Origin of the sequence: Exiguobacterium sp. Helios, assembly GCF_014524545.1 — a bacterium.
In the GTDB taxonomy this organism is placed as follows: domain Bacteria; phylum Bacillota; class Bacilli; order Exiguobacteriales; family Exiguobacteriaceae; genus Exiguobacterium_A.
In genome coordinates this window covers 65,107-78,664 of the sequence record NZ_CP053557.1, presented here as the reverse complement: position 1 = coordinate 78,664, position 13,558 = coordinate 65,107, and the positions used below count along the sequence as shown (strand labels likewise).

The 13,558-nt window shown below is 46.7% G+C and carries 13 protein-coding genes; 3 read left to right on the top strand and 10 right to left on the bottom strand.

Going from position 1 to position 13,558, the window contains the following annotated elements; genetic code table 11:
* Window positions 1-33: 33 nt before the first annotated feature.
* Genes HNY42_RS00435 through HNY42_RS00425 form a run of 3 tightly spaced genes read right to left on the bottom strand, consistent with a single transcriptional unit; the run spans window position 34 to window position 4,000 of the window.
* On the bottom strand, window positions 34-777 hold the full coding sequence (locus tag HNY42_RS00435; RefSeq protein ID WP_131973499.1) for a sugar nucleotide-binding protein: 744 nt from the start codon (window positions 775-777) through the stop codon (window positions 34-36).
* Window positions 774-1,859 (bottom strand): SDR family oxidoreductase, encoded by a 1,086-nt coding sequence (locus HNY42_RS00430; protein WP_131973498.1) that lies wholly within the window; start codon window positions 1,857-1,859, stop codon window positions 774-776. The genes HNY42_RS00435 and HNY42_RS00430 overlap by 4 nt, the downstream gene beginning before the upstream one ends.
* Window positions 1,856-4,000: a PAS domain-containing sensor histidine kinase gene (locus tag HNY42_RS00425; RefSeq protein WP_131503491.1), complete on the bottom strand. Its 2,145-nt coding sequence runs from the start codon at window positions 3,998-4,000 to the stop codon at window positions 1,856-1,858. Before HNY42_RS00425 ends, HNY42_RS00430 begins: the two co-directional genes overlap by 4 nt.
* A gap of 203 nt (window positions 4,001-4,203) precedes the next feature.
* Between HNY42_RS00425 and HNY42_RS00420 the strand changes: the two genes are divergently transcribed.
* Window positions 4,204-4,728 carry a restriction endonuclease gene (locus HNY42_RS00420; RefSeq protein ID WP_131503490.1) on the top strand — a complete coding sequence of 175 codons (525 nt, stop codon included), beginning with the start codon at window positions 4,204-4,206 and terminating at the stop codon, window positions 4,726-4,728.
* A 172-nt stretch (window positions 4,729-4,900) separates the two neighbouring features.
* Window positions 4,901-5,377, top strand: coding sequence for an LURP-one-related family protein (locus tag HNY42_RS00415; protein ID WP_026827182.1), 477 nt, complete (start codon window positions 4,901-4,903; stop codon window positions 5,375-5,377).
* Between the two features lie 48 nt (window positions 5,378-5,425).
* Here HNY42_RS00415 and HNY42_RS00410 read toward each other — a convergent pair whose 3' ends face one another.
* Window positions 5,426-6,046, bottom strand: coding sequence for a DUF1836 domain-containing protein (locus tag HNY42_RS00410; RefSeq protein WP_012371734.1), 621 nt, complete (start codon window positions 6,044-6,046; stop codon window positions 5,426-5,428).
* 115 nt (window positions 6,047-6,161) lie between these two features.
* Here HNY42_RS00410 and HNY42_RS00405 point away from each other — a divergent pair, with 115 nt between their 5' ends.
* Entirely contained in the window at window positions 6,162-6,809 is a 648-nt protein-coding gene (locus tag HNY42_RS00405) for a diacylglycerol/polyprenol kinase family protein (RefSeq protein ID WP_131503489.1), read from the top strand.
* 1 nt (window position 6,810) lies between these two features.
* On the opposite strand, the gene HNY42_RS00400 is transcribed toward HNY42_RS00405, so the two are convergent.
* From HNY42_RS00400 to HNY42_RS00375, 6 genes are all read right to left on the bottom strand, one after another.
* The gene (locus tag HNY42_RS00400; protein ID WP_188004882.1) at window positions 6,811-7,674 is read right to left on the bottom strand and encodes a tetratricopeptide repeat protein; all 864 of its coding nucleotides are present in this window, start codon (window positions 7,672-7,674) and stop codon (window positions 6,811-6,813) included.
* Window positions 7,675-7,782: 108 nt separating this feature from the next.
* On the bottom strand, window positions 7,783-8,907 hold the full coding sequence (gene ald / locus HNY42_RS00395) for an alanine dehydrogenase (protein ID WP_131973494.1): 1,125 nt from the start codon (window positions 8,905-8,907) through the stop codon (window positions 7,783-7,785).
* A gap of 120 nt (window positions 8,908-9,027) precedes the next feature.
* Window positions 9,028-10,245 (bottom strand): PucR family transcriptional regulator, encoded by a 1,218-nt coding sequence (locus tag HNY42_RS00390; RefSeq protein ID WP_131973493.1) that lies wholly within the window; start codon window positions 10,243-10,245, stop codon window positions 9,028-9,030.
* Between the two features lie 207 nt (window positions 10,246-10,452).
* Window positions 10,453-11,307, bottom strand: coding sequence for a sulfite exporter TauE/SafE family protein (locus HNY42_RS00385; protein ID WP_188004881.1), 855 nt, complete (start codon window positions 11,305-11,307; stop codon window positions 10,453-10,455).
* Window positions 11,308-11,414: 107 nt separating this feature from the next.
* Complete coding sequence (locus HNY42_RS00380; protein ID WP_188004880.1) at window positions 11,415-12,971, bottom strand: solute symporter family protein; 1,557 nt, start codon at window positions 12,969-12,971, stop codon at window positions 11,415-11,417.
* Complete coding sequence (locus HNY42_RS00375; RefSeq protein ID WP_188004879.1) at window positions 12,968-13,294, bottom strand: DUF485 domain-containing protein; 327 nt, start codon at window positions 13,292-13,294, stop codon at window positions 12,968-12,970. Before HNY42_RS00375 ends, HNY42_RS00380 begins: the two co-directional genes overlap by 4 nt.
* Window positions 13,295-13,558 lie beyond the last annotated feature (264 nt).

Genomic DNA, 13,558 nt, shown 5'->3' with positions numbered 1-13,558 from the left:
GGCCCATGTTTGATAGGGTGGACGACACTTTTTTTATTGGAAAAAGGAGAGACGCTTTGAAATCGGTCGGATAACAACCCGTGAATCGGTCATCCGATCATCGCGCGTCATACGGTTATCTTCGGTAATCTGCCACTTCGACCCATGCAGGATGTTCAAAGCTGTCACGATGTCAAAAAATGAATGACTTGAATTCCCGTTTGCCAGATAAAGACCGGGTGTATACGTCGTGATAATCGTGTAAAGCGTCTGTGCCGTATCCTCTAAAAAAGCACAGGAAGGATACCACTCTGTGCTGGCGGGAATCGGACCTGCAATAGCGTGGCGTTCCAAATAATCAATCATATTATTGGAGCCGGCTGCTTGCCCGATCTGCCAACCGATCCGGACGATGTACGCATCGGGATTGACCGCTTGGATCAGACGTTCGCACGTTCGTTTGTATACACCGTATTCATCCGTTGCTGCCGGCACGACCGCAGGATCATGAGGTCCTTTTTGATTGTCGGAATAGACGGAAGCCGTACTTGTAAAAAGAAACGGAATGTTTCGTTCAAACGACAGACGCGCAAGCGTTTCGGCAAATTCGGATGAACCCATCCCGATATGGAGCAACAAATCGGGTTGGACACGATCGATGAACGCTTCCATGACGGCAGGATCAGTCGTTGAGACGACAGACCGATCCCATGCGGTGATCTCGTAGTGATGGGAACGGAAGACGTCCGCGAGGACAGGAGCGACCGTTCCGTTCACGCCCGTTATTAAAACATTCATATTAGTTCTCCCGTCTGTGGATGTTTTGTTTTGTAATAGGCGACAAGGCGGGGAATCAGTTCCGCTAAATCCGGGCAGATGATACCGGTCCCGTCCAAATCACGCAATGTGTTACTCATATCATACCGGGCCGGATGCACGAAGTAATCAAGCGTCTGTCGCTGCATCTGTAAGCGTTTAGCGACGCGTGGTGTCAGCAGTGATGTGACGAGACGAAACGGGACGACCCCGCGTGGATAGGACCCGTAATAGACGACATGTAACATCTCGTAAATGGCGCGGGCACCATGCGGGAACGGATCGGTCAAGTGATAGGTCGTCCGGATGCCGGCCGGTGCATGACTGAGATATGTCGTCGCATTGACGACATAATCATACGGAACGAGGTTGATGAGTGCGTTCGCTCGTCCGGCATAAGGCAACGGGGCAAAAGGGCTCAAAAACCGTAGCGCATTTAGAACGAAATAGACACCATCCCACTTAGGTGTTTCACCAGTCTTGGAATGTCCGACCACGATTCCGGGACGGATGATCGTATAGGGTAACGCTCCAACTTCTTCGCGGAACCGTACTTCTGCCATGTATTTCGTTTCTTCATAGGCATTTTTAAAGTCTGCCTGATGCAATAACTCATTTTCAGAGATCGTTCCGGTTCGAAGACCGGAAACGTATGCGGTACTGAAGTAAACATAACGCTCCAAGTGAACGAAGGTATGGGCAAGACGTGTCACATGAGAAGTGCCCGTGACGTTAATCCGAAAAGCAGCATCGTAAGAAGTCGCTAAGTCATACAGAGCAGCGAGGTGGAAGAGATGGGTGACGCGACCGGCCACCTCCTGCCGGATTGACCCAGGCAAACCCAGCCCTTCTTTTGTAATGTCGCCTTCAATCAAAATTAACTGTTCTTCCTTGAGCGGAGTCGTCCGCAAAAGCTGTTCTTTTTGCGAAACGGCACTCGCGTGTTCATGTTTAAGATGCAACAGATAAAAGCAGTCAATTTGCTCAGGAACAAGAGCCAAACGTTCGATCAGCTTCGTTGCCAAAAAGCCCGGAAATCCTGTCATCAGATAGGTTCGGTTCATTTTTTTTCAAAATCCTTTCGTGGATCAATTTCTAATACAATCGTGAACGTTGATCCTTGATTTAATTCTGATTCGACGGAGATAGCGCCTCCATGGGATTCTATGATTTCCTTACAGATGGCGAGCCCTAAACCGGTTCCACCGATTTTTCGGACAGCGGAATTGTCAACACGATAAAATTTTGTAAACAGTTTATCAAAAGCGGTAGATGGAATACCAAGCCCGTAATCGGTCACGCTCAAGATGGCTTGATCTGCTGCTTTTTCCAAGCGAACATCAATATGATCAGCGGCAGGTGAATATTTGATTGCATTGGATAACAGATTGATGATGACCTGTTTAACTTTGTCTTCATCAGCAAAAATGACAATCGGATCATCATCCATCGTGGCATGAATCGTATGTGTCTCTGCTGTTTCACCACAGGTTTCAATCGTTTCTGCTAACAATTGGCGTAACGAAAATGGTTTGAAGACATAGTCTTGTTTGCCACCTTCCATTCGCTGGATATCTAAAAAATCATTAAGAAGATTGGTTAGCCGTTTTGCTTCCTCATGAACGATTTCAACATACCGGGTCGTTTTTTCAGGTGTAGGTTGCCGGTAACGCAACAGTTCCATGAAACCAAGGATGGATGAGAGCGGCGTCCGCAATTCATGGGAGACGGTGCTGATCAATTCATCTTTGACGTGATTCATTTTTTGTTCTTCCGTCCGGTCACGGAATACGAATAAAAAGCCGTGACGAGAAAAACGACTGCGTTCTTTTTTGATCGAGGTCGCATAAAATTCAAAGTAGTGATGACTGGATTCATCGGGTTGCTGCAGCGTGAAGCGGAAGGAGATTTCGGAATGTTTCCCTGCCAGTAATTCCTCGACTTGCTGCAACATGGCGTAACGTGTTGCTAAATCGAGATTCGGAATCATACTGATCCGCTCCTGGATTTTACTTGGTGCGATACCAGGAACATCCAGCAGTTTACGTGCTTTAACGTTCATGTAGGTGAAACTGCCATCTTCCCCGGTCAGTAAAAAGCCTTCATTGGAAGCTTGAAGAATCGATTGCGTAATATCACGTTGACGCATGATGGCATTTTTTTCACGCTCCAACATCTTTTCGATTTTCTTTTGTTCGGTGATGTCGCGCACGACAGCGACGCGCATCCGGTTTTTTTCATATGTGATTTCGCGGGGAAACACTTCAATTTCGACAGAAGTGCCGTCTGCCCGCCGTCCGATGACTTCATAAGGTTCTTCATAATGATTCGTGATTCGGCGAATGACGGATTCCTGAAACTCAGGTTGGACAAAATCAAGAATCTGTTGTCCTTTTATCAGTTCGAGTCGGGTCCGGAAAATGATTTCCGCTGCCCGGTTAGCATCGAGAATGACGCCATCATTATGAAAGATGACGGCTTCAAGAACCGATTCGGCAATCAGACGGAATCGCCGTTCACTTTTTGCGAGATGCAGCTCGACTTGTTTTTGAGAACTGATGTCTGTAATGAATAAGAAGAAACCGCCATTTTTGAGACTTGTCATGTATAAGCGGCCATAAAACCGGGAACCGTCTGTTCGATGATACGTCCAGTCGTTTTCTGTACCCCGTCCGTGCAATAGAAGGATATCTTCATCGGACAGGTTTTTTAGATTCAACTGTTCCAGATGTTGTTTCCGGAGCTGGAATTCTTCCGGATCGTGGATCGAGATTGGTGTCATCTCCTGAGGCAGTGCGGCCGGATCGACACCGAACATCGTCCCGGCTGTTTCGTTAATGGCTGTGATACGGAAATTTGGATCCGTCACGAGAACAGCGGCATCGATGGTGGAATCCAATAATTGATGGAGATCAAGAGACTGGATTGTCACTAAAAAGAAATCCGTTTGTTCGACTGGGGAAATCGTCAACGTGTAAGGAAGAGAAACGATCTGAACCCGAGTTGAAATCGGAAAAAGTGTGTCTTCTAATAAAAAGAATGAAGAAAGCGATGTATCAGCTGATGACAGCCGGAACTGTTGATGAAATGCAGGATTCGCAAAGTCGATGATACCGAATCGATCCACTAGTACAACAGGCTCTTCGAGAGCACGCAACGTTGCATGAATGACTCTGCTGAAAGAAGGAGATGAATGTTCTGCCATGAGCTACCTCCTTAAAAGGAATGAACGATAAACGGATGTGTGTAAAAAAGTCAGCAGGGTGACGTATTCTCTATATATTCTCCGTCTGATGACGTCGTTCCTATCACCTGCGCAAGAGAAGCTTGAATTTAGTATGATGAATTCAGAGAACAATCATGATTAAAGAGGGTATCACATAGAATCAGAAGGGTGGAAACAGCACGATGCAAAAACAAACAAAACGAAGAATGATTGCCTTCTTATTCGCAGTGAGCGGAGGAGCCGCTGCTTATTTTTTTTCGAGTTCTTGGGAACCTTTAATCTTGATTGTCAGTATAGTAGGGTGTACACTCTTTTTGATCCTTTCCTTCCTGACTCCATCATTAGCAAATCGACTGGACCGGATGGAAGGACGAGAGTTTGAGGAATGGTTGGTCGAGCTTTTTGAAAGAGCCGGGTATCGTGTCGAGTTGACACCGGCCTCACGTGATTTCGGAGCAGATTTATTGATTGAAGACGCACAAGGGTATAGGATTGCGATTCAAGCGAAACGGTATGGTTCAGTCGTAGGACTCGAAGCCGTTCAACAAGTGGCAGCTGCCGTCCCGTTTTACGGCATGGATGAAGGATGGGTCGTGACGAACTCGACCTACACGGAAGCCGCTTATCGTCTGGCAGAACCGAATCGGGTTCGGTTGATTGATCGGAACGAATTACTGGAATTTGCTCATGAAATTGGCTTTCGCTAATGTTGTCGAATGATTGTCGACAAAAGGGGGTTGTCAATTTGTTCAAACGGTGCAATAATCATTTTCGTTAACGAAATATCAGTCAGATAAAGAAAATCAAAATTATACGGAATGTCTAAATATACTGGGGACGAAATACCAGCACTTTTTAGCAGTGAGAGGAGAATTTCTGTTGCGCAAAGTTGTCTATGTGCAGGGTTGCGTTTTTTCGCAAGGTCATGCCGCGATTTATGATGAATCGCACCAAATGATTGGTGCAGTTCAACACGACGAAACCGGTCGTGTCCAAGTAATGAATGGTGAAGGTAGAGGGGTAGCGTTTGGTAAGTTCATCCCGACATGCAAGAAATGGGTCGTGATGAACCACGATGGTCAAGAAGTAGGTCAAATGCGTGAGAAATTTTCACTCTTCTCGAAGAAATGTGAGTACAACGTTTACGAACGAGGTACGTACACCATTTCCTTCGACCTGACAAAAGGAAAATTCTCAGTACGGAGTTCAGCGGGAGAAGTCGTCGCAGAATTGCTGCAAGACGGCGATGAATACCGTCTCGTCAAAGATGCGGATAAGCTTTCGATGTACGAATTACTCTCGGTTCTAAAGAGCCTGACGAATAACGTCAACTACAAGTCACTTACAGCAGTCTAAAATAAAAAAGATGTCCGGCCATCGATGATGACCGGACATCTTTTTTTATTAAGTTTGTAAGACATGTTGAAGACGTTGCTTCGCTTCGTGCGTCAGATGCGATATACGGCGCGCATAGAGGCACAGTTGGAGAACGTGGACAGTTTCAGGGCGGTAGGCGTTGATGCGCTCTAAGGACCGTCTCAAGCGTTTTTCCGTCAACTCGATCGGACCGCTTGTTTCCGCATGTTGTGTATACACAAGATAGAAGTCAAGCGGACTGATTAAATCATCTTCATCAATGTTTGGATTTTTGAAGACAATCGTCAATAATTCACGTGTTTCCTCCAGTGAAAACAAATGCTTTAAATCATCCAGTAAGTAAATGATGGCAGCCTGGTTAATGGAATACTTCTTACCCCGGTGCGGAACGCCGATGATGTCACGGACTTCGCGCTTCGTCCAATTTTGAATCGTCGTTGCCGACATATGTTCCCCGATCAATGCATTGGCAAGGTGAACGATTTCATTAATGGATAAACCGTTTTTGGAAGGATCGAACTGTTTGAGACGGGTCATTACTTTCGGCAGATCGGCTTCATCTTCTGACACAAGTGTCCCGATTCCTTTGCCTTCTTTCAAACGAAGCAGGCAACTGGATAACGTTTGTACTGCTTGAGCATCATACATGCAGAATACTTCCTCTCTAGAACGTCATTTGACCTTATGTTAACAAATGAAGGTTCGAAAGAGCAAACGCCAATTGAACGAAGTACAATGAAACTATCAAAAAAGGGGGATTCGTATGGAGTGGATTGCTGCAGTCGGAACAATCGTCATCGTTGGAATCGTCTTAGCCCTTCTCGAATGGACGGGAAAAAAATTGCAGATGCAACCCGAGACGATACGGAAGTGGATTCATATCGCGGTCGGGCACTGGGTGTTTTTAGCCCTCGCTTGGATGGAGCATTGGTATGTCGCCATCACACCGCTGCTTTTTTTCACACTGATCAATTGGATTACATTGAAACGAGGGACCGGGCGGATGAATCAGGTGGAACGGGTTTCGTATGGAACAGTGTATTACCCGATGGCCTTGGCCCTGCTGGTTCTGTTCTTTTTCGAACAGGAACCGATGGCGCTTGTCGCAGGAAGTATGGTCCTTGCCTGGGGAGACGGATTAGCCGCCCTCGTCGGAAAGCGCTTTGGGAAAACATTCTACACCCGCGGAAAAATCCGTCGTTCGTTCGAAGGTAGCATCGCGATGTTTCTCGCCTCGTTTCTCGTGTTGACAGTGACCTTCCTATTGTATGAAGAACCGGCTTGGCTTGCCGTCAGTTACGGTTTTTTACTGGCCAACATTGCGGCCTTGATTGAAGCGGTCTCTTACCGGGATACCGATAACCTGTTGATTCCGCTGACGATCGGAGCTCTTGTCGCCTTTGCCTTGTAAATTACGGACGGTGCAACAGACGACGGACGAAATAACGGCTCCGGATCGACAGGTAGAGCGGAATGGACCGGATTCCAGCATGGCGATACGTCAAATCGCGGCAGATGGTCTTGAAAACAGTCTGATACATCCGTTCCTCTGATTGATCATAAACGGCTGCCCACATGCTGTGTTCAATCATCAAGGAAAGCATGGAATCGAGCTGGAAGACGGTGTCTTCATCCGGTTCGCCGTCCAGTGTCTTACAGAACAGGTCATAACGCATTTCCGCATTGTTGGCAGCGATTGCATGGAACATCATATCGTGACGGTGATCCGGAATCTCGAGCAGCATCGCATACAAGGATTCGAGCACATAGTCGTCATGACCCGGCATGGCTTGCATCATATCGATGGTCATCAAGGTACCTTCTCCGCCAGGACCAATCTTTTTTAAGTACTGAAGAGCATGGGAAGCGGCCTCACCATAAAATTCCCGGTCATAATAATGGACGGCCAAATGCCGGTGGACACTCGGTTCATCCGGAAAAAGCGACAAAGCGGCCAAAAAATGCTGTTCCGCTTCGTGTTGAAATTGTTCGACTTCACTCATCAAGCCGAGCAGCAAGTGAGCCCGGACATGATCGCCGGTTTTAGCACGTGTCTGCTCCAGTTGCCGACGGGCAGCTGAAAAATTTTGCTCATGAAACAACGCATAGGCTTCTGCAATTCCTGGGAGGGGATGGTTCGGTGCTAGCTGCCGAAGTCGCTCAATTTTTTGCTGAAACAGCGTTGGTTCGAATTCAACTGTTAAATGATGTAACAAATCGACTTCCGCAAATGGAATCGTGATCTCGTTTGATTGTGCGTGTAGCGTATGTACCATGTTAAAACCACCTTATATCGTGTTATGTGTTCATCATAAGGGAAATGGAAGACAAGAAACAGTCCGTTGCACGGAGCAACGGACTGTTTCCGGTCATATAGAATGGACTTAAGCGTGTAAGTGAAGAACGTCTTCAACCGATTTGTACGTATATCCGAGATCGCGGGCGACAGCTTCGTACGTGACAAATCCTTGCGCGACATTCAGACCTTTTTCAAGCGAGACGTTTTCGGCGAGTGCACGGTGTGTTCCTTTGTTTGCGAGTTCCAATACATAAGGAAGCGTTGCATTCGTCAAAGCGAGTGTTGATGTGCGTGGAACCGCACCCGGCATGTTAGCGACAGCGTAGTGAACAACACCGAACTTTTCATACGTCGGATCATCGTGTGTCGAAATCCGGTCAACTGTTTCGAAGATTCCGCCTTGGTCAATCGCAACGTCAACGATGACAGAACCCGGTTTCATGCGTTCGACCATTTCAGCTGTGACGAGTTTCGGCGCCTTTGCTCCAGGAATCAAGACGGCACCGACAACAAGATCGCTTTCAGCGACAGCTTCTGCAATCGTATACGGATTTGAAATCAGCGTGTTGATTGAATTACCGAAAATGTCATCGAGTTGACGGAGACGTTCCGGACTGACATCGATGATGGTGACATCTGCACCGAGACCAACGGCAAGTTTTGCTGCGTTTGTTCCAACGACTCCACCGCCGATGACCGTTACTTTACCGCGACGGACACCAGGAACACCTGCAAGCAGGATGCCCATACCACCGTGCGGTTTTTCAAGAAACTGAGCACCGATTTGTGACGCCATCCGACCGGCCACTTCGCTCATCGGTGTTAAGAGTGGTAACGTCCGGTTTTTTTCGACCGTTTCGTATGCGATTGCTGTAATTTTTGAATCGACGAGTGCACGTGTCAACTCAGGTTCTGCAGCCAGATGAAGGTATGTGAACAATGTGAGTTCCGGACGGAAGTATTGATATTCCGAAGCAACCGGTTCCTTAACTTTCAATGCCAGCTCGGCAGTAGCCCAAACTTCAGCCGCTGTCTCGATGATTTGTGCCCCTGCTTGCGTGTATTCTTCGTTTGTAAAGCCGCTCCCCATACCAGCAGTTGTTTCGACGATGACCGTATGTCCTTGACCCGTTAAAGCCGCTACCCCAGCAGGCGTTAACGCGACACGATTTTCATTGTTTTTAATTTCCTTTAATACTCCGATGATCATAAATGCGATCCCCTTTCGCGAATAAACAAACAGTGTGTCACTTCTCCTTCAGTATACGAGAAATGAAAGCGTTCTACTTTATCGGCGATTTCAAAAATACAAGCAATCCTTTGTGAAAAATCACAAAGGATAACGGTCTGCTTTTAAATACAGGTAAAGAAGGGCACGTTCCGGAAGCGACTCCATCCGGATACCGGCTTCTTCCTCGATTCTTCGCATCCGATACAAAATCGTATTCGGGTGGACATGCAGGTGGGAAGCGACCTGTTTGACGTTTCCGTCATAATGAAGGAACCACTCCAACGTCTCACATAACGAAGCGGCATGTTTCCCGTCATAGGCGCGTAATCGCTCAATCTCTTCTAAACGAACGGTCCTTCTGCGCAGACGTTCGGAAAAAATCGGTAACAGCTGGAATAAACCAAGACGCTCATATCGTGTGACGGTATTTAACTCAAACGGAAATGCATCTTTTAACCGGAGAACGATCCCCGTTTCTTCGTAACGTTCCGGAATCGACTGAACGCCGGTAAATACTTCGCTGCTGGCAGAGATGAATTTCGTGTAATTAAATCGTTCGGCAAGCATTTGTCGGAAAGATTGAATGAAGGCATCAAATTGTAATCGTTCGTGGTGGGCATCTTTATCATTTGTGCTGATCCACAAAATAAAATCGGTTTCATCGTACGCGTACAAAAGCGGTCGGACGGTTTGTTGGATAGTCAGCAAATAACGTAACCGATCAGCAAGTCGCGGTGTGATGGCTTCTGAAAACCGGATCACCATCAGGCGACTGATTCCGGGTGGAGCAATGTGTAGTTTAGAGAAGGTCTTTAAAATTTCCGACTCGGACATGTCTTCGTGAAGTAATTCAAAAAAGAATTGTTCGGATTTTTCTTCTTGGCGTTTCTTTTGCATATCGATGGCGAGTAACTGCCGTTGAGCCAGCAAAGCTCCTTTTTTTAAGTCGGATAACTCGGTTTCTGAAAAGGGGATGCTGCGGGCGATTGACCAAATGTACCCTAAAATTTCTGTATCTTGCTTGATCGCAATCGCGACACGGTCATTCAAACCGACACCTGTACGGGCTGAAATGATCAACGGTTCATTTTGTGCCGCAAGATTCTGAATGACTTCGTCTTTCCACAGTTGATCAATGACCGATTCAGGGACGCGTCGCCCGATAATCGTTGCAATCCGGGCCGGGTCCGTATCGGCAGTGTGTGTACTATAAGCAAGCAATCGGTGATTACGATCCTCGATGGTAATTGGAGCACTCAGTGCGACACCAATCGCTTCCGCTAAGTCCTCAAGGGAATGATACGTCGCTTCCAACATAAAAATCAGACCTTCTTTCTCTATATAAAATACTGTTGAAGTAAGTATATCTTTGGTTGTGCATAAGAACAAAGAGTTTTCCGATAAGTTGTAAGTTTTAACAAAATATAAAGAACGGATGAATATGAAAACCAGGCACAAAAAAGACCTCCCGACCGTTATCCGGATCTGCCGGGGAACGGTCGGGAGGCGAAATTATAGGGAGAATCAGCGTCGGACAGAGCGTTTACGACTGTAGACGACGAGTGTCAGTAAGAAAACAAGACTGAGGGCAATCAAGACAATCAGTGAAGCCGTATTGAAATGAAGGACTTCAAGAAGGACGCTTGTTGCAACTGTCAGATAAAAAATACCGAGATATTTTTTGACGAAAGGACTGTCGAAATGAGCCAACTGTTTCGCGCCGATTGGAGCACCAAGTAATGCTCCGATGATTAGCATGACCCCGACGAGGAGATCGACATCTGTACTTGCGACCGTATAGTTGACGAGGCCGGACAAGACGATCAGTAGGGCCGAAGCAATACTCGTTCCGACTGCCCGTTTCAATTCATATCCGGCGATACCGACGAGTAGTGGTGTAATGATGAAACCACCGCTGACACCAAGCAAGGACGAGATGAATCCTGCGAACAGCCCAATGAAACCAAGTGCCAGATACCGGTTTTTCCAACCGGTTTGTGCACCTGACGAGGACTTTGGACGTAAAAACTTATTGGCAAAGTATAATAATAAACCGATATACACAACCGAGATGACGAGATGGGCACCGTTCACTGCCTCTAATCGGAGAACGATCGGAGTCGCGATGGTAGAACCGATGATACCGACTAAACCGACGACCAGGCTGTCACGCCAGACCACATTTTTCAGGCGGAGGTGTGATAGGGTACCGGATACGGTTGAACCGAGCGTCAACATTAAACTCGTCGCGATAGCGACGCTTGGGGAGAAGCCGAGAATCAGTAAAAGCGGTGTTAAGATGATGCCGCCGCCGATTCCAAAGAAACCAGAGATGATACCAATAAAAAAGCCGAGTGGTAAAAAATAATAAAATTCCATGTAAGACATTCCTTTCACGTTCTTTCATACGGTTAGTATGGCAATCCGTTCGTAAAATGTAAAAGGGAACGGCTCCTTCAAGGGGGTTGAAGGAGCCGTTAAGGGGATTATTCTTTTGATGCAGCAACTTCAGTTGCTGCATCAATACCGGTATTGGCTTTGACAAGAATACGTTCGAAGTTACCGGCCACTTCGTCCGATTTCGTAACAAGTGTTCCGATAATCGCACCTAGAAAACCAAGTGGAATCGAAACAATTCCCGGATTCGACAGTGGGAATAATGCTTCCCCGACGAATAAGGCTGAACCGTCAACTGCCCAGATATTAGGACTGAGCGCGACGAGAAGCAGTGAAGAGAAAAGACCGACGACCATACCTGTGACAGCTCCGCCAGTATTGAAACGGCGCCAGAAAATCGTCAGCAAAATGACGGGCAAATTGGCACTGGCTGCCACTGCAAAGGCCAGTGAAACAAGGAAAGCGACGTTCATTGATTGTGCAAATAACGCCAGTACCATCGAAACGAGTGCGACGGCAATGGAAGCGAGGCGCGCAGCCGTCATTTGTTCTTTTTCCGTTGCTTGTCCTTTACGCAGAATATGACTGTAAAAATCATGGGCAAAGGCGGAAGCAGCCGATAAAACCAGTCCGGCCACAACGGCAAGGATGGTCGCAAAAGCAACAGCCGCAACGAAGGCGAACAGTAAGTCTCCACCAAGCGCCTGCGCAAGGAGAGGTGCCGCCATATTACCGGCTGCATTCGCAGCGATGATGTCATCTGCTCCAACGAAGGCAGCGGCTCCAAAGCCGAGGAAAATCGTTAAGATATAAAACGCACCGATGATCCAGGTCGCATAAACAACGGATTTCCGGGCAGTCGGTGCATCTTTAACCGTAAAGAAGCGGATTAAGATATGCGGCAAGCCGGCTGTTCCGAGAACAAGTGCCAAGTTTAAGGAAATCGTATCGAGCGGTAACTTAAACTTATTACCGGGATTCAAGAAGGAGTCACCGAGCGGTGTGGCTTGTTTCACTTCCGAGAACATCTTCATGATCGAGAAGTCGAATTTGGCAAATACCATGAAGGAAATGACGGCTGTACCGGCCATCAGCAAAATCGCTTTGATGATTTGCACCCATGAGGTGGCCGTCATCCCGCCAAACACAACGTACACAGTCATCAGAATACCGACGATGATGACACTTGTCGTATATGGAATTCCGAGTAACAACTCAATCAAAGCACCGGCTCCGACCAATTGCGCAATCATGTAGAAAATGGAAATAACAATCGAGTTCATCGCTGCGACACCCCGAACTTTCGAGGCATTAAAACGGGCAGCAATCATATCAGCCATCGTGTATTTTCCTAAGTTGCGCAACGGTTCGGCAACGAGATAGAGAACAACAAGATAGGCAACGAGAAAACCGATCGAATAAAAAAATCCGTCGAATCCGGCCAGGGCGATCATTCCGGCAATTCCGAGGAAGGAAGCCGCAGACATATAGTCACCGGCAATGGCGATACCGTTTTGAGCACCGGTCAAGCCACCGTCCGCAGTATAAAAATCATTCGCCGTCTTTGTTTTACGGGCAGCGAAATATGTAATGACGAGTGTTAACCCGACAATCGCAGCGAATAGGGCGACAGCGGTATAGTTCATCGTGATTCCTCCTTGATCTGTTCGACCAATCGATCAAACGAACGTGCTTTTTTGTTATAAAGCGTACAAAACGTCCACGTCATGATGAACTGCAGGAAAGCAAATAACCAAGCCCCTGTGATATCACCAAGCAATGGCCGATTCAAGAAGGTAAAGTAGCTGGTCATGATGGGAAGCGTAAAATAAAAAATGAGACAAAATACAATGGCCGGTAAGATGAATGCATTTTTTTCGCGCATCAATTGTTTAAACGATGCACTTTCGACGATTGTCTGGGCAGAGCGTGTCGTTTGCGTCTTCGCTGTTTCAGATACCTGGTGCATGAGACGCCTCCTTTGAAAATGAATTTAAATTCATTATAGAGACAGTTCCTTTGGAAAATCTATCCTAATTTAGAAGGGGGAATTCGAGGTATTATATTAATATTGGTCTTACCATTTTATTGTAAGCGTTTTCAATGTTGGACAAAATGTGAACGTTATTTTAAAAACATATTAATATGAAAAAATGATTCAAAAGTCCTGCCTGGAAAAATAAAGGGAAATGAATAAAAAACGTTGAAATCCGCATAATTAAAAGACACACCC

What these genes read in the sequence shown, in the direction of transcription:
- HNY42_RS00405 (WP_131503489.1), top strand. Translation starts at nt 6,162, where the DNA reads ATGGAGTGGATTGCTGCAGTCGGAACAATCGTCATCGTTGGAATCGTC.
- HNY42_RS00425 (WP_131503491.1), bottom strand. Translation starts at nt 4,000, where the DNA reads ATGGCAGAACATTCATCTCCTTCTTTCAGCAGAGTCATTCATGCAACG.
- HNY42_RS00375 (WP_188004879.1), bottom strand. Translation starts at nt 13,294, where the DNA reads ATGCACCAGGTATCTGAAACAGCGAAGACGCAAACGACACGCTCTGCC.
- HNY42_RS00420 (WP_131503490.1), top strand. Translation starts at nt 4,204, where the DNA reads ATGCAAAAACAAACAAAACGAAGAATGATTGCCTTCTTATTCGCAGTG.
- HNY42_RS00390 (WP_131973493.1), bottom strand. Translation starts at nt 10,245, where the DNA reads ATGTTGGAAGCGACGTATCATTCCCTTGAGGACTTAGCGGAAGCGATT.
- HNY42_RS00410 (WP_012371734.1), bottom strand. Translation starts at nt 6,046, where the DNA reads ATGTATGATGCTCAAGCAGTACAAACGTTATCCAGTTGCCTGCTTCGT.
- ald (WP_131973494.1), bottom strand. Translation starts at nt 8,907, where the DNA reads ATGATCATCGGAGTATTAAAGGAAATTAAAAACAATGAAAATCGTGTC.
- HNY42_RS00435 (WP_131973499.1), bottom strand. Translation starts at nt 777, where the DNA reads ATGAATGTTTTAATAACGGGCGTGAACGGAACGGTCGCTCCTGTCCTC.
- HNY42_RS00380 (WP_188004880.1), bottom strand. Translation starts at nt 12,971, where the DNA reads ATGAACTATACCGCTGTCGCCCTATTCGCTGCGATTGTCGGGTTAACA.
- HNY42_RS00400 (WP_188004882.1), bottom strand. Translation starts at nt 7,674, where the DNA reads ATGGTACATACGCTACACGCACAATCAAACGAGATCACGATTCCATTT.
- HNY42_RS00430 (WP_131973498.1), bottom strand. Translation starts at nt 1,859, where the DNA reads ATGAACCGAACCTATCTGATGACAGGATTTCCGGGCTTTTTGGCAACG.
- HNY42_RS00385 (WP_188004881.1), bottom strand. Translation starts at nt 11,307, where the DNA reads ATGGAATTTTATTATTTTTTACCACTCGGCTTTTTTATTGGTATCATC.